The sequence below is a fragment of the Chitinimonas arctica genome, assembly GCF_007431345.1.
Taxonomy (GTDB): domain Bacteria; phylum Pseudomonadota; class Gammaproteobacteria; order Burkholderiales; family Chitinimonadaceae; genus Chitinimonas; species Chitinimonas arctica.
In genome coordinates this window covers 212,689-233,779 of the sequence record NZ_CP041730.1, presented here as the reverse complement: position 1 = coordinate 233,779, position 21,091 = coordinate 212,689, and the positions used below count along the sequence as shown (strand labels likewise).

General features: G+C 61.5%; 20 protein-coding genes. 5 read left to right on the top strand and 15 right to left on the bottom strand.

Going from position 1 to position 21,091, the window contains the following annotated elements:
- Positions 1-4: 4 nt before the first annotated feature.
- The 4 genes from FNU76_RS01070 to phbB all read right to left on the bottom strand — a co-directional run bounded on the left by FNU76_RS01070 (position 5) and on the right by phbB (position 5,094).
- A complete protein-coding gene (locus FNU76_RS01070; protein WP_143855976.1) occupies positions 5-2,566 on the bottom strand; it encodes a [protein-PII] uridylyltransferase in 2,562 nt (853 codons plus the stop codon).
- 82 nt (positions 2,567-2,648) lie between these two features.
- The gene (locus FNU76_RS01065; protein ID WP_143855975.1) at positions 2,649-3,113 is read right to left on the bottom strand and encodes a GNAT family N-acetyltransferase; all 465 of its coding nucleotides are present in this window, start codon (positions 3,111-3,113) and stop codon (positions 2,649-2,651) included.
- Between the two features lie 248 nt (positions 3,114-3,361).
- Positions 3,362-4,177 carry a type I methionyl aminopeptidase gene (gene map, locus FNU76_RS01060; RefSeq protein ID WP_143855974.1) on the bottom strand — a complete coding sequence of 272 codons (816 nt, stop codon included), beginning with the start codon at positions 4,175-4,177 and terminating at the stop codon, positions 3,362-3,364.
- Positions 4,178-4,359: 182 nt separating this feature from the next.
- On the bottom strand, positions 4,360-5,094 hold the full coding sequence (gene phbB, locus FNU76_RS01055; protein ID WP_143855973.1) for an acetoacetyl-CoA reductase: 735 nt from the start codon (positions 5,092-5,094) through the stop codon (positions 4,360-4,362).
- Positions 5,095-5,257: 163 nt separating this feature from the next.
- On the opposite strand from phbB, the gene zapE reads away from it, so the two are divergent.
- Genes zapE through FNU76_RS01040 form a run of 3 tightly spaced genes read left to right on the top strand, consistent with a single transcriptional unit; the run spans position 5,258 to position 7,697 of the window.
- On the top strand, positions 5,258-6,418 hold the full coding sequence (zapE, locus tag FNU76_RS01050) for a cell division protein ZapE (protein WP_143855972.1): 1,161 nt from the start codon (positions 5,258-5,260) through the stop codon (positions 6,416-6,418).
- Positions 6,419-6,429: 11 nt separating this feature from the next.
- Positions 6,430-7,398 (top strand): NAD(P)H-quinone oxidoreductase, encoded by a 969-nt coding sequence (locus FNU76_RS01045; protein ID WP_143855971.1) that lies wholly within the window; start codon positions 6,430-6,432, stop codon positions 7,396-7,398.
- The gene (locus tag FNU76_RS01040; protein ID WP_223879178.1) at positions 7,398-7,697 is read left to right on the top strand and encodes a hypothetical protein; all 300 of its coding nucleotides are present in this window, start codon (positions 7,398-7,400) and stop codon (positions 7,695-7,697) included. The genes FNU76_RS01045 and FNU76_RS01040 overlap by 1 nt, the downstream gene beginning before the upstream one ends.
- Positions 7,698-7,808: 111 nt before the next feature.
- Here the strand turns inward: FNU76_RS01040 and FNU76_RS01035 are convergent, their stop codons facing one another.
- From FNU76_RS01035 to FNU76_RS00995, 9 genes are all read right to left on the bottom strand, one after another.
- On the bottom strand, positions 7,809-8,477 hold the full coding sequence (locus FNU76_RS01035) for a PEP-CTERM sorting domain-containing protein (protein WP_143855970.1): 669 nt from the start codon (positions 8,475-8,477) through the stop codon (positions 7,809-7,811).
- A 95-nt stretch (positions 8,478-8,572) separates the two neighbouring features.
- Positions 8,573-9,247: a PEP-CTERM sorting domain-containing protein gene (locus FNU76_RS01030; protein ID WP_143855969.1), complete on the bottom strand. Its 675-nt coding sequence runs from the start codon at positions 9,245-9,247 to the stop codon at positions 8,573-8,575.
- Positions 9,248-9,530: 283 nt separating this feature from the next.
- The gene (locus tag FNU76_RS01025) at positions 9,531-10,598 is read right to left on the bottom strand and encodes a porin (RefSeq protein WP_179958296.1); all 1,068 of its coding nucleotides are present in this window, start codon (positions 10,596-10,598) and stop codon (positions 9,531-9,533) included.
- Between the two features lie 443 nt (positions 10,599-11,041).
- Positions 11,042-11,971: a 4-hydroxy-3-methylbut-2-enyl diphosphate reductase gene (gene ispH, locus FNU76_RS01020; protein WP_223879177.1), complete on the bottom strand. Its 930-nt coding sequence runs from the start codon at positions 11,969-11,971 to the stop codon at positions 11,042-11,044.
- A gap of 17 nt (positions 11,972-11,988) precedes the next feature.
- Complete coding sequence (lspA, locus tag FNU76_RS01015) at positions 11,989-12,480, bottom strand: signal peptidase II (RefSeq protein ID WP_223879176.1); 492 nt, start codon at positions 12,478-12,480, stop codon at positions 11,989-11,991.
- The gene (gene ileS / locus FNU76_RS01010; protein WP_143855967.1) at positions 12,473-15,343 is read right to left on the bottom strand and encodes an isoleucine--tRNA ligase; all 2,871 of its coding nucleotides are present in this window, start codon (positions 15,341-15,343) and stop codon (positions 12,473-12,475) included. The genes lspA and ileS overlap by 8 nt, the downstream gene beginning before the upstream one ends.
- A gap of 75 nt (positions 15,344-15,418) precedes the next feature.
- Positions 15,419-16,363, bottom strand: a complete 945-nt coding sequence (locus FNU76_RS01005) for a bifunctional riboflavin kinase/FAD synthetase (protein WP_143855966.1) — start codon at positions 16,361-16,363, stop codon at positions 15,419-15,421.
- A gap of 327 nt (positions 16,364-16,690) precedes the next feature.
- Positions 16,691-17,410, bottom strand: coding sequence for a flagellar basal body P-ring formation chaperone FlgA (flgA, locus tag FNU76_RS01000; RefSeq protein WP_143855965.1), 720 nt, complete (start codon positions 17,408-17,410; stop codon positions 16,691-16,693).
- Between the two features lie 65 nt (positions 17,411-17,475).
- On the bottom strand, positions 17,476-18,042 hold the full coding sequence (locus FNU76_RS00995) for an RBBP9/YdeN family alpha/beta hydrolase (RefSeq protein WP_143855964.1): 567 nt from the start codon (positions 18,040-18,042) through the stop codon (positions 17,476-17,478).
- Positions 18,043-18,341: 299 nt separating this feature from the next.
- On the opposite strand from FNU76_RS00995, the gene FNU76_RS00990 reads away from it, so the two are divergent.
- Complete coding sequence (locus FNU76_RS00990; protein WP_143855963.1) at positions 18,342-19,880, top strand: DNA recombination protein RmuC; 1,539 nt, start codon at positions 18,342-18,344, stop codon at positions 19,878-19,880.
- Positions 19,877-20,302, top strand: a complete 426-nt coding sequence (locus FNU76_RS00985) for a DUF4124 domain-containing protein (RefSeq protein WP_143855962.1) — start codon at positions 19,877-19,879, stop codon at positions 20,300-20,302. The genes FNU76_RS00990 and FNU76_RS00985 overlap by 4 nt, the downstream gene beginning before the upstream one ends.
- 20 nt (positions 20,303-20,322) lie before the next feature.
- On the opposite strand, the gene FNU76_RS00980 is transcribed toward FNU76_RS00985, so the two are convergent.
- A complete protein-coding gene (locus FNU76_RS00980) occupies positions 20,323-20,631 on the bottom strand; it encodes an RnfH family protein (protein WP_143855961.1) in 309 nt (102 codons plus the stop codon).
- Positions 20,628-21,056 (bottom strand): type II toxin-antitoxin system RatA family toxin, encoded by a 429-nt coding sequence (locus FNU76_RS00975; RefSeq protein WP_143855960.1) that lies wholly within the window; start codon positions 21,054-21,056, stop codon positions 20,628-20,630. Before FNU76_RS00975 ends, FNU76_RS00980 begins: the two co-directional genes overlap by 4 nt.
- Positions 21,057-21,091 lie beyond the last annotated feature (35 nt).

Sequence of the window (21,091 nt, the reverse complement as noted above, 5' to 3'; positions counted from 1 at the left end):
GCTGCTACAGCCGCAAGGTTTCCATCAAATCCGCTTCCAGCCGAACCAGCGACTTGGGATCGGCCAGCGCCTGCCCGGAAATGGTAAAGGTATCTTCCGCCCGTTCGCCCAGCGTCATGATCTTGGCCGAATGGATGGCGATGGCATGGGCCGACAGCACGCGGGCGATGCGCGACAGCAGGCCGGGCCGGTCGCCCGCCACCAGGGAGAGGATATGCAGGCGTTGCTTGTCGTCTTGCCGTATCAATACCTGCGGCGGCAAGGGGAAGTGCCTGAGCACACGGCTGACGCGTCCGCTCAAGGGTGGGGGCAGGGCATCGTCGCGCACGATCAGCTGTGCCAGCTCGTATTCGATGTAGCCTACCAGGTCGCGGTACTCGGTATCGTGGCCGTCGGCGGTATGGACGTAGAAACTGTCCAGGGCATAGCCCTTCAGCGTGGTGTAGATCTTGGCGTCGAAAATGCTGTAGCCGGTACGTTCGAAAAAGGCGCAGATGCGGGCGAACAGGTCGGGACGGTCGGGGCAGTAGACCAGCACCTGCAAGCCGCCGTCGGCCTCGGCCGGCCGGGCCCGCACCACCACTTCATCCTTGTCGAAGCGACCCCACAGTATCCGCCCATGCCAGGCAATTTCCGGCGCATCGTGGCGCAGGAAATAGACCGCATCGAGCGTCTTCCAAAGTGGCCGGTGCGCATCGTCGCGCAGGCCATGGCGGCGCATCTGGCTCTCTGCTTCCTGCCGGCGCTCATCGAGGGCGTCGATGGTATTGAGGGTTTCGCCGCTGAGGTAGCGCCGCGTGGCACGAAACAGGTCTTCCAGCAGCTTTGCCTTCCAGGCGTTCCATACCTTGGGACTGGTGCCGCGGATATCGGCCACGGTCAGCAGATAGAGCGCATTGAGGTGGCGTTCGTTGCGGACGATCTGGGCGAAGGCTTCCACCGTTTCAGGATCATAGACATCCTGCTTCTGCGCCACGCTGGACATGGTCAGATGGTGTTCCACCAGCCATGCCACCATCTCGGTGTCTTCGCGGTCCAGGCCATGCGAGACGCAGAACTCGCGGGCATCGACCTTGCCCAGCTGCGAGTGGTCGCCACCGCGGCCCTTGCCGATATCGTGGAACAAGGCGCCCAGGTAAAGCAGCTCGGGCCGCTCGAATGCCTCGATCAGCTGCGAGCAGGCCGGGTACTCGTGGTTGAAAGCCGGTGTGGCGAAACGGCGCAGATTGCGCAACACCATCAGGATATGTTCGTCCACGGTGTAGACGTGGAAAAGGTCGTGCTGCATGCGGCCCACGATCTTGCCGAAGGCCGGAATATAGCGTCCCAGCACCCCGTACTGGTTCATCCGCCGCATGACCCGGGTGGTGCCCCAGGGCTGGCGAAGAATCTCCAGGAACAGCCGCTTATTGACGGGATCGCGGCGGAAGGCAGCATTGATGCGTGGCCGGGCATGCCAAAGCGCCCGCAAGGTGTCGGCACCTATGCCGGAGAGTTGCGGATGCTGCTGCAGCACCAGGAAGGTTTCCAGGATGGCCGACGGGGTTTGTTCATAGACATCGGGGTGGGCGATCTCCAGCAGATGGCCGCGGGCGACGAAACGTTCGTTGATGGCCTCGATCTCCAGGCGCGCCCGGCCATACAGCTTGCGGCGCACCGCCTGGATCAGCAAGGGCTGCAGCTGCGCGACAATCCGGGCGGACCGGTAGTAGACCGCCATCAGCTGCTCGCTGGCGCGATCGGCGCCGTTGTCCACATAGCCGAACCGTTTGGCCAGGGTATTCTGATAGTCGAACAGAATACGGTCCTCGCGGCGATTGGCGGTGAGATGCAGGGCGATGCGGAAAGACCACAGCATCTTCTCGGCGCGCTTGAGCTTGCGCAGTTCCTGGCCGGTCAGTACCCCGGATTTATGCAGGCTGTCCCAATCGCCGCCCAGGCCGCAGGCACCGGTCAGCCACAGGACCAGGTGCAGGTCGCGCATGCCGCCGGGCGCCTCCTTGACGTTCGGCTCCAGCTTGTTGACCGAGCCCTGGTAGCGTTCGTGGCGCTGTTGCTGCTCCAGCAGCTTTGCCTCGAAAAAGGCCCGCTGATCGAGCTGCCCGAATACCGATTCCACCAATTCCCCATAGGCGGGGCCGGAACCGGCCAAAAGACGGGTTTCCAGCAGGGTGGTGCTGACGGTGATATCGCGCGCTTCCGCCAGGCACTCGCTGAGCGTGCGGACGCTATGGCCGACTTCCAGGCCCAGATCCCACAGCAGGCCGACCAGGCTTTCCACTTTCTGCAGGGTGTGCTTGCCGGCATTCGCGGGCAGCAGGATCAAAAGATCGATATCGGAGCAGGGAAACAGCTGGCCACGGCCATAGCCGCCCACCGCGATCAAGGCGGCCTGCGGGTCGATCTCCAGTTCGCGCCAGCGCTCGACCAGGAAATGATCGACCAGGCGGGCATCGGCCTCCACCAGCTCGGCTGCCCGTTCGGGGTCGTGATAGTCGTGATGCAGCAAGGCTCGCGCGCTTTGCAACTGCCGGCGCAGATCCGGGATGGGAAGTGAAGCGTTCATGGCGGCCAGCTCTGGAGGGACAGCTACTATCTTTACCGCTTTGCCGGTAGATAGGGAAGTACTGTATTTAGTGGGGGGCGCGTCAGCACCGGTCTGGCGCCGGGCCACGCTGCAATCGCACCAGGGCCAGTCCATCCGGGGTGGTAAATGGGGTGGAGGGTAAAAAGCCCATTTCCCGGTACAAGGCCAATGCCGGCAGATTGGCTGCTGCCGTGGTGACGGTGATTGCGGCGTATTCGTCGTTGTCTATCAAGGCCTGCAATAGCTGGCGGGCGATACCCTGGCGCTGCCAGGCGGGTGCCACCACCAGGCGGCAGATATCCGCTTGTCCGGCTTGCGCCAGATAACCCACGGCACCGCGTAGCTCGCCATCCACCCGCCAGCCCAGCACGGTCTCGCCGCAATCGAGCAGTTCCGGCAAGGTTTCCCGCAGCGGCGGCAAGGCGGGATAGCCGATCAGTTCCGCTTCCTGCTGGTAGGCCACGCGTTGCACCTGCAGCAGCTCCAGGGCGAGCAGGGTATCGGCAAGATCGATCTGTACCAGCATGCTGGAGACTCCGCGGATAGCCGTTGCGCCGGCAATGGTCCAAGCTTACCGCGTGCCTGCTTCCAGCGCACGGCAAGAGGACGCACTGAACCATTGCGCTTACTCAAACTGCAACTCACCACCCGGCAAAGCCGGGCGTTAAGCCACAGGGACAAATCAGCCGCTCCTCGCTTGATTTAATCCAACTCCCCCCGCCCTCGCCGCCGCGAGGGAGCCTCGCTTGCGCTCGTTAAGTGCCAGAGGGGCGGTCAGGCCGTGTGCATATGCGCTTCCAGCGCCGGCTTGGCGGGGGTGCCGGCCGATTGGGTCAAGACCTCATAGCCGTTTTCCGTGACCAGGATGGTATGTTCCCACTGGGCGGACAGCGACCGGTCCTTGGTGGTGATGGTCCAGCCGTCGGGCATGGGGCGGATTTCCTTCTTGCCGGCGTTGATCATCGGTTCGATGGTGAAGATCATGCCTGCCTTCAACTCCAGGCCGGTGCCAGGCTTGCCGTAATGCAATACCTGCGGCTCCTCGTGGAATTTCTTGCCGATACCGTGGCCGCAGAATTCCCGTACCACGGAATAGCCCTGTTTTTCGGCATGGCGTTGGATGGCCGCGCCGATATCGCCCAGGCGGATACCGGGCCGTACCAGGTCTATGCCTATCCACATGCATTCGAACGTCACCTGCGCCAGGCGCTTGGCATGGCTGGCGACTTCGCCGACGGCGAACATGCGGCTGGTATCGCCGTGGTAGCCGTCCTTGATCACGGTGATATCGAGATTCACCACATCGCCGCTACGCAATGCCTTGTCGTTGGGGATGCCATGGCAAACCACCTGGTTGACTGAGGTACAGATGGCGGCCGGGTAGGGCGTATAGCCGGGCGGGCAATAATTGAGCGGTGCCGGGATGGTGCCCTGCACATTTGTCATATATTCGTGGCAGAGACGATTCAGTTCGGCGGTGGTGACGCCGGGGACGACAAATGGCGTGATGTAGTCCAACACTTCGCTGGCCAGGCGGCCGGCAATACGCATTTTTTCAATATCTTCTTGGGTCTTGATGACGATAGTCATATCGGTAGCTGAATTCGAGCAAAGCGTTAGGATACCGCGCACACCCGGCGGGGAGCAATTGCGTAAATATAGTTTGCTGATTTATAAGGGAATTTAATGGTACGCGTTTGTTCGGTCCGGCGCATGCGCGCTTGCCGGACCGAATGGCCGGGAGGGCGGTAGCGCCCGCCCGGCCCGCAAGATCAAAACATATGTTGACCACCGTTGATGGCGATATTCGAACCGGTGATAAAACCAGCCCTTTCCCCCGCCAGGTAAGTCACCAGCTCGGCCACTTCCTCGGGCAGGCCCAGTCGATTGACCGGGATGCCCGCGATGATGGCTTGGCGGATCTCCTCCTTGACCGCCATGACCATTTCGGTGGCGATATAGCCGGGACTGACGGTATTGACCGTCACGCCCTTCTTGGCGACTTCCTGTGCCAGCGATTTGGTGAAGCCGTGCATGCCGGCCTTGGCGGCCGAATAGTTGGTCTGGCCGAACTGGCCCTTCTGGCCATTGATCGAAGAAATATTGATCACGCGCCCGAAGTTCCGATCCGTCATGCCATCGATAAAGGGCTTGGTGACATTGAACAGCGAGTCCAGATCGGTACGCATCACGACATCCCAGTCCACCTTGCTCATCTTGCGGAAGGTGGTGTCCTTGGTGATGCCGGCGTTGTTCACCAGGATGTCCACCTGGCCAACCTCGGCCGTGATCCGGACAGCCAGGGCCTGGCAGGCATCATAGTCCGCGACATCGCATTGATAGGCGTGGAAGAGATAGCCCTTCTCCTTTTGGTCCGCCAGCCATTGGATTTCCTTGCCGGGACGGCTGTAAGTCGTGACGACGGTGTACCCCGCATCGGCGAGTTTTTGGCAGATGGCGGTTCCGATGCCGCCCATGCCGCCGGTGACGAGTGCGATTCTGGCCATAGTGGCTTGCTCCTGAGTTTTTGCATGCTAGGAATGAGACCGCTTTATTAGGTTTTAGTGCACTGCATGGACGCGGTCGGTGCCAATATATACGAGTGATTGCTACAGGTCTTGCTTCGCTTAATGACAGTTATAATTCGCTACACCGTCCAACGAAGCTCCCATGTCACAACACGTCTATACCGCCCATATCCAGCCCGGCACCGCTCCTTCGCAATGGTACGAAGAAGCCGCGAAACAGGTGGGTTTTCAGCGGGATACCGCGCAGACGCAGGCGATTGCCCACTTGCAAGGCCTATACGAAGCCTTGACCGAGTTCAAGCGCAAACGTGATAGGTTGTTTGGCCGCACCTTGCTACCCACGCCGGCCGTGCCGCGCGGCTTGTATTTCTGGGGCGGGGTAGGGCGGGGCAAGAGCTTCCTGATGGATGGCTTTTTTGCAGGACTGCCGTTCAAGCGCAAGCGCCGCATCCATTTCCACAACTTTATGCAGGAAGTGCATGAAGGACTGCGGGCGCTCAAGAACGAGGTTGATCCGCTGGCCACCGTGGCGGCCAATATCGCGCGCGACACCCGGGTGTTGTGTTTCGACGAATTCCATGTCTCCGATATCGCCGATGCGATGATCTTGGGACGGCTGTTCACGCATCTGTTCGAACTCGGCATCGTGCTGGTCGCCACCAGCAACTATGCGCCGGACGATCTCTACCCGGATGGCCTGCAGCGGAGCAACTTCCTGCCCACCATCAAGTTGCTCAAAGAGCATGTCGATGTCGTCAATGTCGATGGCGGCAATGACTACCGCATGCGTACCTTGGCCCAGGCCCGCATTTTCCTGACGCCCATCACGCCGGCCACGGATGGCGAGCTGGACGAGATCTTTTCCAAACTGGCCAGCGGCGGCGATCTGCCGACCGGCATGCTGATCGAGTCGCGGCGCCTGGAAGCGAAGCGGCACGCACCGGGCGTGGTCTGGTTCAGCTTCGCCGAGTTGTGCGAAGGTCCCCGCTCGCAAACCGACTACCTCTGGCTGGCCCGCCAGTACCACAGCATCATCCTGTCCGACGTGCCCAGGCTGACGGCCAAGGAGGCCTCGGCGGCGCGCCGGCTGACCTGGCTGGTAGATGTGTTCTATGACTACCGCGTCAAGCTGATCATCTCGGCCAGCACCGATGCCGAGCAGATCTATACCGAGGGAAGCTTCGCCAACGAGTTCTTCCGCACTGCCAGCCGGCTGACCGAAATGCAGTCGATGGACTATCTGGCCCTGCCGCACGAGGCGGGCAAGGTGAAGGATGCCGCATCCAGCGTGGCCCTAACCTAATGAGGACAAGCATGCGCGCCATTGTGCAAACCCGGCCTGGCAGCGTGGATACGCTGCAATGGACCGAAATCGAACGGCCGACGCCCGGTGCCGGCCAGCTGCTGGTGAAAATAGCCGCCGCCGGGGTGAACCGCGCCGATATCGTCCAGCGTGAGGGCCGTTATCCGGCGCCGCCCGGTGCTTCGCCCTTGCTGGGCTTGGAGGTGGCGGGCGAAGTGGCGGCCGTGGGCGAGGGCGCCGACGGTTTCGAGGTGGGCGAAGCGGTCTTTGGACTGGTAGCCGGCGGCGGCTATGCCGAGTACGCCGTGCTGGAGGCAGCTTGTGCCGTCAAGCGGCCGGACTGGCTTGGCGTGGAGCAGGCCGCCAGCCTGCCGGAAGCCTGGATGACAGCCTGGCTGAACCTGGTCCAGCTGGGATGCCTGGCGAGCGGCGAGACCGCGCTGATCCATGCCGGCTCAAGCGGAGTCGGTGCGGCGGCCATCCAACTGGCCGGCCTGCTGGGCGCGGAAGCGCTGACCACGGTAGGCAGCGCGCACAAGGCGGATTTTTGCCGCGCGCTAGGCGCGGTCGCCGCCATCGATTACCACCACGAAGATTTTTCCGTGGTCGCCAAGGCCCATGGCGGCGTGGACTTGGTGCTGGACTGTATAGGCGGCGACTATCTGGAAGGTAATCTGCTCAGTCTGAAGCCGGATGGCCGGCTGGTGGTGATCGGTCTGATGGGGGGCGCCCGCGCCGAACTCGACCTGGGACGCCTCTTGCTCAAGCGCCTGAGTGTGCAGGGCTCGACCTTGCGGCCGCAGCCCTTGCCGGTCAAGGCTGGCTTGACTGCCGCCCTGCGGGACGTCGTATTGCCGGCCATCGCTGCCGGGCGGGCGAAAGTGACGCTGGATAAGGTCTACCCCATGGCGGAAGTGGCGCAGGCTCATCGCTATATGGAAGAGAATCGCAATCTCGGCAAACTGGTATTGTGCCTGTAGTGCCGAATAGGCAGGATTTCACCCTGATCGAACTGGAAGACGACATGAATTTACGCGGATATCTGGCCTTGTTGCTTGGTGTGGCGGGCCTGAATGGTTGCGCCGTGATTTCAGTGGCAGGCGCCGCCGTCAGTGTGGCGGCCACGGCGGTTTCGGTGACGGCCGATGTGGCGGTGGTGGCCGGCAAGGGCGCGGTCAAGGCCGGGGGCTGGGCGGTGGATGCCATGAGTAGCGACGATAAGCCCGTCAAGCCGGTGATCGTGGAAGCGCCTGGCGAGCCTGCGCCGGCGCAAGACTGACGATAGCTGGGGCGAGCTCGCGGATCGGCTCGCGAAAAAAGCACAATGCCCCTCAGGAGGGGCATTGTGCTTTTTAGGCAGGCCGGCTCGATTCGAGTCGGTATTGGCCGTTTATTGCGCCTTTGCGCGCTTACGACGTACTAGTGCCAGCGTAGCCAGACCCAGACCGAACATCATATAAGTTTCGGGTTCCGGAACAGGGTTGATGGCGATATTGGAATTGAAACGCAGCGAGCCATATAGGGCAGGACCGGTGCTGTTGCTGCTTTCACCAAACTGCTTGAAGTCGGCGGCGAATTTCAGGATATCGCCATTGCTGCCATAAGCGACGTCCAGCACCTTGAACCAGCCGGACAAGGTGTTGTTGCCACGGCCACTGCCGCTGATATCCATGCCGGGGCGGGTCGGCGAATTGAAGGGGAAACGCTGGGCGTAGTTATAGACGCCGACTTTCAGGGGTTGGCTGCCGACCGTATTGGTGATGGGGTCGTATTTCGGTGCGGCGAAGTCGAAGGAGAACCAATCGGGACCGCCATCGTAGGAGATGCTGACACCGCCGTGGTAATTGGTGTTGCCAAAAAATACCCCATCCACGCCATGGGTGAAGGTCTTTGCCACGCCGCCCAAGCTGCCGCCGACATAGTTGCCGGGTTCGGATTTCATGTAAACCGTTGCCGTCTGGGCGATGTTGTTGCCGGCAAGGGCGAACTGGCTGGTCAGCAGTAAACCGATGCTGGCAACCCAGCCGAAGCACTTTGTGCCGATACTCTTTTTCTGCATGCTGTAGATACTCCCTGATTTTGAAATTCGCCGCTTTTAATCTATTTAGCGTGCGTAGGCGTGAGGCCGACTCGATGCGAATCGGCGTTGGTCGCTTAATGAAACTTTGCGCGCTTGCGGCGCACCAGTGCCAGTGTGGCCAGACCCAGACCGAACATCATATAAGTTTCCGGTTCCGGAACAGGGTTGATGGCGATATTGGAATTGAAACGCAGCGAACCATGTAGGGCTGGGCCGGTGCTGTTGTCGCTTTCACCAAACTGCGTGAAGTCGGCAGCGAATCTGGTGATGTCGCCATTGTTGCCATAAGCGACATCCAGCACCTTGAACCAGCCGGACAGCCGACTGTTACCATGGCGATTGCTGATATCCATGCCGGGCCGGGTATCCAAATTGAAGGGATAGCGCTGGACGTTGTTATACAAAACCCCGGCTTTCAACGGGTGGTTGTCGACCGTATTGGTGATGGGGTCGTACTTGGGCGCTGCGAAATCGAATAAAAACCAATTCCAACCCGAACCTCCATCGAAATAGATGCTGACACCACCATTGAAATTGGTGTTGCCGTAAAATAAGCCATCCATGCCATGCGTAAAGGTCGTGGCAACACCGCCCAAGGTGTCGCCGACCCAATTGCCGGGTTCGGATTTTAGGAAAACCGTTGCTGTTTGGGCGAGGTTGTGGCTGGCAAAAGCGAACTGGCTGGCCAACAGCAAACCGATACTGGCGACCCAGCCGAAGCACTTCGTGCCGATATTCTTTTTCTGCATGCTACTGAGACTCCCTAGTTTTGATATATGCCACACTTGATATCCATGTTGGTGTGCGGGCGCAATTCTAACCAATATGCTGGTTTTGAAATCATCATAATTACCATTTTGATTATATAAATATAATTATTTTCTACTGCGCAAGTTTGGAGAGGCGCAGGTGCTGAACAAGAAAAAAGACGCCCCGGATAACCGTGACGTCTTCTTTCCTGCCGGGATGCGCCTTACGACGCATACCCTGCATAGGCTTGAGCAGGCACGGCTAGCCGTGCCATCCGCAAGCTTAGAACAGGTGGATCAGACCCGTGGTCCAAGCGTTGTTGTTGCGCTCGCCGGCAGCTTGCCCGGCGCTGGTTTGCAACAGGCCGCCTGCGTTCTTGTCATTGCCGGCACGGGTGAACTCGGTGTAGGCGATGGTGCGCTTGGACAGGGCATAGTCGCCGCCGATTGCCCAGTAGGTGCCGCCGGTGTCGCTGGTGTTCTTGATATCGGCGACCTTGGTGAAGCCCAGGCGCACGGAAGCCACCGGGGTGATCGGTTGGGTCACGACACCGATAAAGGCGTTACGCTTCTGGGTGGTGGCGCCGGTACCGGCCTTCCACTTGGAGTGACGCCAAGCCAGCTTGACATTGGTACCGCTGTCGAAGGTGAAGCCGCCACCCAGCAGGGTGTTGGTTGCCTTGGCATCGTCAGCCACGGACTTGATCGACGAACCTGCTTGACCGGTTGCCTGGTCGCGCTGGCTTTCGACACCGGCTACGGCGTAGATCGGGCCATTGTTGTATTCCAGCACGCCGATCAGGGTGTAAGGATTGTGCTTCTTGCCGGTGCCGGCGGTGGAGCCTTTCTTCTCGATATCGCCGTACTCGACCTTGGCGACCAGGCCACCCATATCAGGCGATTCATAAGCAATGGAATTGCTGATGCGGTAGTAGGCGTTGTCGATCAACAGGCTGTTGATCATGGTCGAGTTGCCGTTGAAACCGTCGAAGCTTTCCTGGGCAAGGTCGAAGTAGCTCTTGCCGCGACCCAGCTTGACGAGGCCCCAGTCCTTGTTCTTCAGGCCTACCCAGCCTTCGCGGGTGGCGAAGCCGGACTTGCTGGCGTCGTCCAGTGCGACGGCGCTTTCGATCTTGAAGAACGCGGCCAAGCCGGCGCCCAGGTCTTCTTCACCCTTGAAGCCGATGCGCGAGCCGGTGTCTTCGATAATGGTCTGGCGGACCGAGCCATTGTCCACGGAGCTGACAGCGGCTTGGGCAATGCCATAGACGGTCACGTTATCGGCGGCGAAGCTCATTGTCGGCAGAGCGAACAGGCTGGCCACGACGGCGGCGATGCGTGCATGTTTCATCGGGTAACTCCCTTGGTTGCGTTGAATTGGATGGAATCGTATTCCATTTGTTTGCTGGCTATTGAATTGTCTAGTCAGCCAAAGTCCAAAGCGCATTAGGGAAAACAGAATTAATTATGCGGAAGTGAGGGCGATTCTTGATGCGCCTCGCAAATATGAAAAATATAACCGTTTGTTATCAATGACATGCATTCTATATTATGCTGTCGTCATTGTTACTATTGCCAACGATATCACTGTTGGCAATTAGCCGATATTGTCGCCGGGACGCAACAAATTAAGCGGATTATTGTTTGTTTGTGGAGCGCGCAATAGTAGCTGAATGCAGGCTGAATCGATTCACGATGGCCGCCAGGTTTAATCGGAAGCGCTTTCTGTGGCCCATGCGGCGAGGAGGCGGTACCGCGACGGCGACCGCCGCCACGGTACCGGGAAGCATGCCGTCAGTTAAGACCCTTGGGCAGGGAAAACACAATTCCCTCCACCGTGCCATCCATTTCCACGACGTTTTGCGCGCCGAAGGACTGGATGCGGGCAATCACTTCCTTGACCAGGATCTCCGGGGCCGAAGCGCCGGCGGAGACGCCTACATTCGTCTTGCCGACAAACCAGGCGGCTTGCAGTTCGGCGGCATTGTCGACCAGGTAGGCGTCCAGGCCGGCATTGGCCGCCACTTCGCGCAGCCGGTTGGAATTGGAGCTATTGGTCGAGCCCACCACCACCACCACGTCGGACTGGGTGGACAACTGCTTGACCGCATCCTGGCGATTTTGGGTGGCGTAGCAGATATCGTCCTTCTTCGGCCCGACGATGGTGGGGAAGCGCCGGCGCAGCGCATCGACCACCACGGCGGCGTCGTCCACGCTCAGCGTGGTCTGGGTGACATAAGACAGCTTGTCCGCATTCTGCACCTGCAAGGCGGCCACATCGTCGGCGTCTTCCACCAGGTACATGCCGCCCTGCGACTGGCCCATGGTGCCTTCCACCTCGGGATGGCCGCGGTGACCGATCATGACGATCTCGTAGCCGGTCTCGCGCAGCTTCTTGACCTCCATATGCACCTTGGTGACCAGCGGGCAGGTGGCATCGAATACCTTCAGGCCCAGGGCTTCGGCCTCGCGGCGCACCGCCTGCGGGACGCCGTGGGCCGAGAAGATCAGGGTGGCGCCGGGCGGGACATCCGCCAGGGCCTCGATAAAGATGGCGCCCTTTTGCTTCAGGTCTTCCACGACGAACTTATTGTGGACCACCTCGTGGCGCACATAGATGGGCGCGCCGAACTGCGCCAGGGCACGTTCGACGATGGCGATGGCGCGATCCACCCCGGCGCAGAAGCCGCGCGGATTGGCGAGAATGATTTGCATGGTGGTCATGACGGGCTTCCTGCGGGTCAATCTGGTTGGCTGGCGCCGGCGCTGGGCTTGCGCAGGCTGTCGAGCACCATCAATACCGCACCGACGCAGATGGCCGAGTCGGCGATATTGAAGGCTGGCCAATAGAATTGGCCATAGTAAAGCTGGATGAAGTCGATGACATGACCGTACAGCACCCGGTCGATCACATTGCCGAGCGCGCCGCCCAGTATCAGCGACAGTGCCAGCGCAATGCCGGTCTGTGCATGCTGCTTGCGCAGCATGCTGACGATCACTGCGGACACCACCACCGCCAGGACGGTGAAGAAATGCCGCTGCCAACCGCCGGCTCCCGCCAGGAAGCTGAAGGCGGCGCCCGGATTGTAGGTCAGCACCAGATTGAAAAAGCCGGTGAGCGGGATGCGGTCGCCGTAGTCGAGCGCATGCTCCACCCATTGCTTGCTGATCTGGTCCAGCACGACGATCAAGCCAGCCAGTCCCAGCCAGCGGGCCATACCGTGCTTAAGCATGACTACGTACCTCGCCTGCCGCGAACAGATTGCTGATGCAGCGCGGGCACAGGCCGGTGTGGTCGGCATGGCTGCCGACGTCGGCGCGGTAGTGCCAGCAGCGCTCGCACTTGGCGCCGGCAGCCGGTGCCACGCTGACTTGGGTCGTGGCGCCGGCTGCCAGCGTCAGTTTGGACACGATCAGCACATATTTCAGATCGTCGCCCAGCGCGGCCAGCAGCGGATAGAGCCGCTCGTCGGCGGTGATGCGCAGCTCGGCTTGCAGGCTGGAGCCGATGGTGCCGGCTTCGCGCAGCACTTCCATCTCCTTCTTGGCCAGGGCGACGACTTCGCGTACCCCCGCCCAGTCGGCGGCGAGCTGGGCGCCGTCGGCCGGCTGCGGGATGGCGTGCCAGCCGTGCAGCAGGGGATTGTCCTCGCCATGGCCTGCCAAGGTGGTCCAGACCTCGTCCGAGGTGAAGCTCAGCACGGGCGTCAGCAGCAGGGCCAGGCTGCGGGTGATGTGGTAGAGGGCGGTTTGGGCCGAGCGGCGGGCGTGGCTGTCGGCCGCGGTGGTGTAGAGGCGGTCCTTCAGGATGTCGAGATAGAAGCCACCCAGATCGTCGGCGCAATAGTGATGCACCGTCTGCATCGCGGTATGGAAGCTGTAGCGCTCGTACTCGGCGGTGACCGCTTGCTGGAAGGACTGGGCCATCACCAGGGCGTAGCGATCCAGGGTCAGCATCCGTTCGACCGGCAGTGCATCGCGGGCGGCATCGAAGTCGCTCAGGTTGGCCAGCAGGAAGCGCAGGGTATTGCGGATACGTCGATAGCTGTCGGCAACCCGCTTGAGAATCTCGTCCGAGATGCTCATTTCGCCGGAGTAGTCGGTGCTGGCAGCCCAAAGCCGCAGCATATCCGCGCCCATCTGGTCGATCACCTTCTGCGGGGCGACCACATTGCCCTTGGACTTGGACATCTTCTCGCCCTTGCCGTCCACGGTGAAGCCGTGGGTCAGCAATTGCTTGTAGGGCGCGCGGCCGGTGGTGGCGCAGCCGGTGAGCAGGCTGGATTGGAACCAGCCGCGATGCTGGTCCGAACCTTCCAGGTACAGGTCGGCCGGCCAAGCCAGCTCGGGACGCTGCTTGAGTACGGCGAAATGGGTGGAGCCCGAGTCGAACCAGACGTCCAGGGTGTCCTTGAGCTTGTCGTAGTCGGCGGCTTCCGCGCCCAGCAATTCGGCCGGGTCCAGCAGGAACCAGGCATTGATGCCTTGCTGTTCGACCTTTTGCGCAACCTGTTCCAGCAACTCCAGCGAATGCGGATGCAATTCGCCGGTCAGCTTGTGGACGAAGAAGGTCATCGGCGTGCCCCAATTGCGCTGGCGCGAGACACACCAGTCGGGGCGGTTGTTGATCATGGATTCCAGCCGTGGCCGGCCCCAGTCCGGGAAGAACTCGGTGGTGTCCACCGCCGCCTGGGCGACCGAGCGCAGCGAGACGCCGGCATGGCCGGGCTTTTCCATGGCGATAAACCACTGGGCGGTCGCGCGGAAGATGATGGGCGTCTTGTGCCGCCAGCAATGCGGATAGCTATGGTTCAAGCGTACGCTGGCCAGGAGCAGCTCGCTGCCGGCGAGGGCTTCCAGTACCAATGGGTTGGCTTCCCAGACGGTCTTGCCGGCGAACAGTTCCACGTCCGCCAGGAAGCGGCCGTCGTTGCCGACCGGGTTGTCGTTGCTCAGGCCGTAGTGCTGGCCGACCAGCCAGTCGTCCAGGCCGTGCGCGGGTGCGGTGTGCACCAGGCCGGTACCGGCCTCGGTGGTGACGTGGTTGCCCAGGATGATGGGCGACTCGCGGTCATAGAACGGGTGCTGCAACGCCAGCTTCTCCAGCTTGCTGCCGTGGGCTTGGGCGATCACTTCCACCGATTCGAAGCCATAGCGCTTGATGGCCGCTTCGGCCAGTTCGCGCACCAGGATCAGCAGGCCCTTGGGCGTTTCGATCAAGTCATAGGTCAGTTCCGGATGGACGCAGACGGCACGGTTGGCGGGCAAGGTCCACGGCGTGGTGGTCCAGATCACCGCGAACGCCGGTACGCCGGCCAGTTGCTCGGCCGGCAGGCCGAAAGCAGCGGCCAAGGCGGTGCTGTCCTTGACCGGGAAGGCGACGTCGATGGCGGGACTGTTCTTGTCCTCGTATTCCACTTCCGCTTCCGCCAGCGAGGAGCCGCAATCCACGCACCAGTGCACCGGCTTCTGGCCCTTGACCAGGTAACCGTTGCGATGGGCTTCGCCCAGCGTGCGGATGATATTGGCTTCGGTGTCGAATGCCATGGTCTTGTACGGGTGCTGCCAGTCGCCGATGATGCCCAGGCGGATAAAGTCCTTCTTCTGCCGCTCGATCTGGATCTCGGCGAATTCGCGGCAAAGGGTGCGGATGAAATCGGCCGGCAGGTGGATGGCTTTTTCGTCCAGGCCGTTTTCCTTGCGGAAGGCAACGATCTTGGCGTGGATGGCGGGAGCGGCTTCGATGGATTTCTTATCGCCCTTCACCAGTTTTTCGATCTGGTGTTCGATCGGCAGGCCGTGGCAATCCCAGCCCGGTACATAGGGCGCGTCGAAACCTGCCAGGGTCTTGCTCTTGACGATGATGTCCTTGAGCACCTTGTTGACGGCGTGGCCGATATGGATATCGCCATTGGCGTAGGGCGGGCCGTCGTGCAGGATGAATTTGGGTCGGCCGGCGGATGCGGCGCGTACGCGTTCATACAGCTTCTGGCTATCCCAGCGGGCCAGGAAGGCCGGTTCGCGCTTGGCCAGATCGCCACGCATCGGGAAGGGCGTGTCGAGCAGATTGACGGGGTATTTGCTTTGTTCGGACATGGATCAGGACTCTGTGAATTCAGGTTCACGGCTTGCTCAGGCAAGCCGGGCTAAAGCATTGCCGCCCCCACCCGCTTACGGATGGGGGAGGATAATTCGTTCGCGGTAGAAGGCGCGCGCGTTCTCCACATCGCGCTTGATCTGCGCGATCAGCGGCTCCAGGCCGGCATATTTTTCTTCGTCGCGCAGCTTGTGCAGGAAGTCGACCTGCAGATGGCGGCCGTATAGATCGCCATCGAAATCGGGCAGATGCACTTCCAGCGCGATGCGGCCGGAGTCGTCCACGGTCGGCCGTTGGCCCAGGCTGGTGGCGCCCAGCAGCGGACCCGGTCCGGCGCCATGGATCTCGGTGACGAAGATGCCGGTGAGTGGAGGGCGATTATGCTTTACCTGGATATTCGCGGTGGGAAAGCCGATCTGGCGGCCCAGTTTCTGGCCATGCACCACCCGGCCGCTGATACGGTAGGGGCGACCCAGCAATTGTTCAGCCAAGGCCAGCTCGCCATTGGCCAAGGCGTTGCGGACCGCGGTGCTGGAGGCGCGCCGGCCATCGACGGCGATTTCCGGCATGGCCTCGGCCAAAAAGCCGAAGCGGTGGCCGAACAGGGCCAGTTGACTATTGTCGCCGGTGCGGCCCTTGCCAAAGCGGAAGTCATCGCCCACCAATACATAGCGGGCGCCGATCTGGCTGGAAACGATATCGCCGGCAAAGGCTTCCGCGCTCAGGCTCGCAAAGCCGCGGGTGAAATGGGCCAGATAGACGCGGGCAATACCGGCGTCGCGCAGCAGTTCCAGTTTTTCCCGCAGGCTGGAGAGGCGGGGCGGGGCCGAGTCCGGCGCGAATAGCTCGCGCGGATGCGGTTCGAATGTCAGCACGGCGGCGGGCAAACCCAGCCGGCTGGCCTCGCCGACCAGGCGGTCGAGCATGGCGCGATGGCCGCGATGAAGGCCATCGAAGTTGCCTATGGTCAGCGCGCATGGGCCGGCCGGTAGGAAAGGGGCGCCGCGAAATACCTGCATGTGGGGGTCGAAACCGCTGGGAAGGAACCGGTGATTCTACTTGCGGGGGGCGTGGGGGTCCAGGCGATGCTGCGATGCGTTAGGGGCACGCTGGTTTAATGCTTAAACGAGCGTCAGCGAGGCTCCCTCGCGGCGGCGAGGGCGGGGCCGCCCGGGTGAGGGGGAGTGGGATAAATCAGCGAGGGATCGTTGATTTATCATGGTCCATGAACACCCGGCTGTGCGTGGTTGTTGGCGCGTCAGCGCCGTACAACCACGGCCTACCCCTTGCGGGTATCGCCGGGTGGTGCACTGCGATTTGAGTGTGCGCAATATTTCAGTGCGTCCCTAGTACTTGATTTCCACTGTGCCGCCGGCGCGGGCTACACCCTGCACCACGGCGCCGGTCACCATCTTGACGCTGACCTGCTGGCCTTCATTGGCGTTCGCCATGGCCCGGCCTTCGCTGGCGACCTCGAAACCATTGCCCGTGGCGACGATCTTGACGAATTCATTGGCTTTGACGGCAAAAGGCGGACGCAACTGGTCGCCACGCAGCGGGGCGCCGGCCGGGGTGCCCCCCAGCAAGGTGCGGCCTATCGCCAGCGTATGGTCGATGATTACCCCGCTGGGCAATTGCGAAAGGTCGCCGCTGCGGCGCTCGATATCGTTCTCGGTCAATTCATGGCCGGCGGGCAGGGCGCGCGTGGCTACCCAGTAGTCGGCCTGGATGGAAATGGCCACCGGCAGGCTGACCACCCATTTCGCACCCTTGCCGCAGGCGATGCGCAAGCTGGTGTTGCCGACCAGGCGGCTGCCTTGCGGCAGTTGCACGTCCAGTTTTTGGCAGGGGGCCAGTTCCAGCCGATTGTCCAGCCTGCCCAGCTGGAAGCTGGCCCGCTCGCCGTAATTGGCCAATTGGGTGGACAGGAAACGGCCGGCCGCTTCGCTCAGCGCGTCCAGGCTCTGGCGCGTTTCGGCCGCGCCGAGGACGGCGCTGCATAACAACAGGAAAAGGGCGGAAACGCGGCGGAACATCGTGTGCTGGCTATGACGGCTGGTCTTCAAGTTTGGAACCGCCAGCGCCGAAACGCAAGTGAATAAGCGGAATGCCCCGCTTGCGGCGGTAATCGTCAGCCGTGGATCGCCTCTTTGGCCTGGGTTTGCCGTTCCCGTAGCGCTGTCAGTAACGCCAAGCCTTCTGGCCAGGCGCCAAAGCCGCTGTCGGCATTGATATGGCCGGCCTGGCGCAGGGTGACCAGTTCGGCGCCCCAATCCTCGGCGAATTGGCGGCTGCGCTCGATGCGGCAGAACGGATCGTCGTCGCTCGCGACCACGGTAACGGGAAAAGGCAGCCGCAGGCGCGGGATGGGCGCAAAGCCGCGGATTTCTGTCGGGGCGTCGGAACGTTCGACATCGGCCGGCGCGACCAGCAGGGCAGCGCCCAGGCGGGCGTGGTGCTCGGGGTGGCGGATGGCCCAGTGCAGGAGTGTCAGGCAACCCAGGCTATGGCAAACCAGCAAAGCCGGTTCGGCCAGCGCGGCCAGTTTGCTGTCCAGGGTGGCAACCCAGTCCGCCAGGTCAGGCTGATGCCAATCCGCCTGGACAAGGCGCTGGGCATCGGGCAGGGTGGCTTGCCAGCGCGACTGCCAATGGGCGGGGCCGGAATCCTGCCAGCCGGGATGGATGATTAACGGCATCGTGACGTCCTTTACAGCTTGGCGAGTTGACGGGTTCCCAGTCCACCGCCGCCCGCCCTCGAACTAGGAGTCGTCGATCGAGGGCGGGACAAACCCGCGTTCCCCAACACGGGCGGTAGTGGTCTTTGCAAGGTACTGACTTTGGCAACACCATATTGGGCCAGGAGTTAAAGTGCTTCAAAGCATAAAGAATTGTTTTTATATTTCTGTTTGGTATTTATGATGAATAGCCGATATGCCGCCTACCCAGGCTGAGCGCGTATCATCCCGGCAACCTGAAGTGCTTTTGGAATAAACACATGATTGAAGTCCTGTTCGGCATCGTCACCGTGGTGGTCTTGCTGGCGGCGATCCTGGTCACCGTCCGCCTGGGCCAACTGGCGCAGGCGCAACGCAGCACCCTGGATCTGTTGACCGCCCAATTGGAAGAAAAGCACCGCGCCATGCTGGGTGACCTGCATGCCGGCCTGCAGCGCCAGTCGGATGCCCTCAGCCACGGCTTCGCCGAGCAAAGCGAGCGCTTGCGCACCAGCGTGCAGGCATCGGGCGAGCGTTTGCGCGATAGCGTGGGCCAGTCCTTCGATCGGCTGCGCGATGCGGTGGGGGCAGAGTTGAAGGACACCCGGGTTGGACTGGACACGCTGCGCTCCGCCCAGACCGAGGCCTTGCAGGCTGTGCAGATCGCCCAGACCGGCGCGCTGCAATCGATGCAATTGACCCAGACGCAGGCGCTGGCCGACAGCCGTGAAGCGATTGCCAAGCAGCTCGCCGATATTTCGCAGACCGTGCAGCAGAAGCAGGATGCCTTGCGGGTGGAGATCATGGCGACGGTCAGCAAGCTGGTGGGCGAGCAGGGCTTGGCCCAGCAGGAACTATTGCTGGGCACGCTGCGCAAGACCACCGAGCAGCTGACGCAATCCATCGCCTTGCTGAGCGATGGCGTGGACAAGCGGCTGGAACAGATTTCGGGCAAGGTCAGCGAGCGCCTGGACGAAGGCTTCAAGAAGACCAACGAGACGTTTGTCAGCGTGATGGCCCGCCTCGCCACCATCGACGAGGCGCAGAAGAAGATCGATGGCCTGACCAGCAACGTCGTCAGCCTGCAGGAGTTGCTGGGTGATAAGCGGTCGCGCGGCGCATTCGGCGAAGTCCAGCTGGAACATTTGCTGAGCAATGTGTTGCCGGCCAGTTGCTATCAATTGCAGGCCACCCTGTCGAACGGCACCCGTGCCGACTGTGTGTTGCGGCTACCCGAACCGACCGGTACGGTGGCGATCGATGCCAAGTTCCCGCTGGAAAACTACCACCGCATGTTCGGCACCCGCGTGGAAGGCGAACGCATGGTGGCGCAGCGCCAGTTCCGTGCGGATGTCAAAAAACATATCGATGCCATCAGCGAAAAATACATCATCGCCGGTGAGACAGCCGATGGCGCGGTGATGTTTATTCCAGCCGAAGCCGTCTTCGCCGAGATCCATGCCTATAACCCGGAACTGGTGCAGTACGCCATGGGCAAGCGCGTCTGGATCGTGTCGCCCACCACCATGATGGCGGTGCTCAATACCGCCCGTGCGGTGATCAAGGATGTGGAAACCCGCCAGCAGGTGCATATCATCAAGGCTGCCCTGAGCCGGCTTTCCACCGATTTCCGCCGTTTCGACGAACGCATGAAGAAGCTCGCCACGCATATCCGCCAAGCCAATGACGATGCCCAGGAAGTGCAGATCAGCAGCGAGAAGATCAGCAAGCGCTTCGACGAGATCGAGCATGTCCGATTTGACCATGAACCCAGCGAGGCCTTGCCCCTCGCCTTGCCCGCTACAGAGGAACTCGTATGAAATCCCATCCAAGCCACGTTTCGCTGCTGCTGATCGCGCTACTGGCCGTCGGCGCGCATGCCGAGGTCTACAAATGGACCGATGCCAACGGTAAGGTGCAATTCGGCGACCAGCCCCCGGCCGCGGCGAAAGCCAAACCGGTCAAGATCAACAAGACCGCCGGCCCGGCGGCCGCACCGGCGCCCGGTGGCAAGCCGTCCACCGAGAAGGCCGAGGCGACCGCGCCGGTATCGGTAAGCGAGGCCGAGATCAGGGCCAATTGCCTGAAGGCGACCGAAAGCCTGAGCCAGATGGAAATAGCCGGTTCCGTCGGCCGCAAGGATGCGCAAGGACGCGAGCGGGATATGAACGCGGCCGAATTGAAACAGGCCATGGAAGAGGCCAGGGCGGCCAAGAAGAGCTGGTGCGACATGCTCAAGTAAAGCTGGGTCAAAAAGCTGGGTCAATCGGCCTTTTTCATGGTCTTGCCCAGCGCCACCCGGCGATGGCGGGCATCCTTGGGGTCGGCGATCAGGGGCCGGTAGAGTTCGACCCTGTCATGCTGGCGCAGCACCTTGGTACGGGCACAGACCTGTCCGAATATGCCGACCGGGCAGGCCGCCAGATCGACATCGGCCAGTTCGGTCGCCAGTGCCGCCGCATCGATGGCCATGGCGACGGTGGCGCCAAGGGGCAACCGCACCACCCGCATCAGCTGCCGGGCTGGGTCCGCATAGACGACTTCGACTTCGACTTCGATTGATTCGCTCATGCGCGCCGTCTTTCCGCTTCCTTGACGAAGGCATCGACAAAGGTGCCGGCGATCTTGCCGAATACCGGTCCCACCAGCCCTTCCAGGGCGCGGCTGGAAAACTCGTAATCCAGTTCGAATTCCACCTTGCAGGCATCTTCCGCCAGCACGGTAAAGCGCCAGGCGCCCGTGAGATTGCGGAAGGGACCATCCTTCAGTTCAAGGGTGATCAGGCCGGGCTGCTTGCGGTTTTCGGTGGTGAAGCTCGACTTCAGGCCCAGGTAGTCGATGCCGATGGTGGCGATGGTCCAATCGTGGTCGCGTAGATGGATGCGCGTTTCGCCGCACCAAGGCAGAAAACGAGGGTAATCCTCGACACGGTCAACCAATTCGAACATCAGTGCGGCAGGGTAGGGGACCAAAACGGATTTGCGGACTTGAGGCATAAAGGGGATCGGCAAGTACAGCTGTTAGGGTAGGA

Excerpts from the sequence above, each read along its gene's own strand:
- FNU76_RS01070 (WP_143855976.1), bottom strand. The coding sequence starts at position 2,566 with ATGAACGCTTCACTTCCCATCCCGGATCTGCGCCGGCAGTTGCAAAGC.
- FNU76_RS01065 (WP_143855975.1), bottom strand. The coding sequence starts at position 3,113 with ATGCTGGTACAGATCGATCTTGCCGATACCCTGCTCGCCCTGGAGCTG.
- map (WP_143855974.1), bottom strand. The coding sequence starts at position 4,177 with ATGACTATCGTCATCAAGACCCAAGAAGATATTGAAAAAATGCGTATT.
- phbB (WP_143855973.1), bottom strand. The coding sequence starts at position 5,094 with ATGGCCAGAATCGCACTCGTCACCGGCGGCATGGGCGGCATCGGAACC.
- zapE (WP_143855972.1), top strand. The coding sequence starts at position 5,258 with ATGTCACAACACGTCTATACCGCCCATATCCAGCCCGGCACCGCTCCT.
- FNU76_RS01045 (WP_143855971.1), top strand. The coding sequence starts at position 6,430 with ATGCGCGCCATTGTGCAAACCCGGCCTGGCAGCGTGGATACGCTGCAA.
- FNU76_RS01035 (WP_143855970.1), bottom strand. The coding sequence starts at position 8,477 with ATGCAGAAAAAGAGTATCGGCACAAAGTGCTTCGGCTGGGTTGCCAGC.
- FNU76_RS01030 (WP_143855969.1), bottom strand. The coding sequence starts at position 9,247 with ATGCAGAAAAAGAATATCGGCACGAAGTGCTTCGGCTGGGTCGCCAGT.
- FNU76_RS01025 (WP_179958296.1), bottom strand. The coding sequence starts at position 10,598 with ATGAAACATGCACGCATCGCCGCCGTCGTGGCCAGCCTGTTCGCTCTG.
- ispH (WP_223879177.1), bottom strand. The coding sequence starts at position 11,971 with ATGACCACCATGCAAATCATTCTCGCCAATCCGCGCGGCTTCTGCGCC.
- lspA (WP_223879176.1), bottom strand. The coding sequence starts at position 12,480 with ATGCTTAAGCACGGTATGGCCCGCTGGCTGGGACTGGCTGGCTTGATC.
- ileS (WP_143855967.1), bottom strand. The coding sequence starts at position 15,343 with ATGTCCGAACAAAGCAAATACCCCGTCAATCTGCTCGACACGCCCTTC.
- FNU76_RS01005 (WP_143855966.1), bottom strand. The coding sequence starts at position 16,363 with ATGCAGGTATTTCGCGGCGCCCCTTTCCTACCGGCCGGCCCATGCGCG.
- FNU76_RS00995 (WP_143855964.1), bottom strand. The coding sequence starts at position 18,042 with ATGCCGTTAATCATCCATCCCGGCTGGCAGGATTCCGGCCCCGCCCAT.
- FNU76_RS00990 (WP_143855963.1), top strand. The coding sequence starts at position 18,342 with ATGATTGAAGTCCTGTTCGGCATCGTCACCGTGGTGGTCTTGCTGGCG.
- FNU76_RS00985 (WP_143855962.1), top strand. The coding sequence starts at position 19,877 with ATGAAATCCCATCCAAGCCACGTTTCGCTGCTGCTGATCGCGCTACTG.
- FNU76_RS00980 (WP_143855961.1), bottom strand. The coding sequence starts at position 20,631 with ATGAGCGAATCAATCGAAGTCGAAGTCGAAGTCGTCTATGCGGACCCA.
- FNU76_RS00975 (WP_143855960.1), bottom strand. The coding sequence starts at position 21,056 with ATGCCTCAAGTCCGCAAATCCGTTTTGGTCCCCTACCCTGCCGCACTG.